This window comes from Spirillospora sp. NPDC046719 (genome assembly GCF_040645715.1).
GTDB lineage: Bacteria > Actinomycetota > Actinomycetes > Streptosporangiales > Streptosporangiaceae > Spirillospora.
This window is the reverse complement of the sequence record NZ_JBEYYT010000154.1, coordinates 19,608-20,296: the sequence shown is the minus strand read 5'-3', so window position 1 is coordinate 20,296 and position 689 is coordinate 19,608. Positions and strand designations below refer to the sequence as shown.

Below are 689 nucleotides of genomic sequence, written 5' to 3'. Positions count from 1 at the left end.
GCGGACCGCTGGCGGGGATCCGCGTGCTGGAGGTCGGAGCACCACGCAGCCGCTGGTGTTCGGCCGCTACGCGCGGGAGAACGCCGGGCCAGGGCAGCCGGTCGAGCCTGGGCGGCCGGTCGAGCCGGGGCGGCCGCCCGCGCCGCGCCCGCCGGGCGACCAGCGGGTCGCGGGCGAGCAGGGCCGCGTCGAGCGGTAGGAGGCCGGACGGCGGCCGCCCGGACCGCGGCGGTGCGGGCGGCCGCCCTGCCGACGGGCGCCGTGCGGGCGGCCGTTGTGCGGGCGGTCAGCGGTTCCGGCTGCGCATGTTCCGGACGGACTTGGTGGTCTCGTAGCTGCCCTTCTCGTCGTCCAGCTTCACGTCGTCGCGGTCGGTGAACATCGCGACGAACGCGACGAGCAGGCCGACGCCGCCGATCCACGGCTCGCGCCAGACGAAGCTGGCCGCCACGCAGGCGACCGCAACGGCAATGAGCAGCAAGAGCTTCACGTCGCACCCCTCGACCGCGCCATGAACGTCCGGGAGAACCGCTCACCCAGACTAGAACACGCATTCGTTGCGGGATCAACGAGTAATGGAAGACTTACGCGCTGCCCGCAGGATGCATCCTGACACGCCGCGGCGCCCCCCGGGGTACAGAACCGCCGGGCGCCCCCCCCAAAAACGGGTGCGGAGGGGGTGGTGCCGC

Annotated in this window: 1 protein-coding gene and 1 pseudogene; one reads left to right on the top strand and one right to left on the bottom strand. The window is 74.0% G+C overall.

All coding sequences use genetic code 11. The annotated features are described in order from the left end of the window. A pseudogene (locus ABZ914_RS25085) lies at positions 1 to 199 on the top strand (hypothetical protein); the annotation flags it as partial. An 87-nt stretch (positions 200 to 286) separates the two neighbouring features. Here the strand turns inward: ABZ914_RS25085 and ABZ914_RS25080 are convergent. After that, a complete protein-coding gene (locus ABZ914_RS25080) occupies positions 287 to 490 on the bottom strand; it encodes a hypothetical protein (RefSeq protein WP_151546846.1) in 204 nt (67 codons plus the stop codon). Positions 491 to 689: the final 199 nt, after the last annotated feature.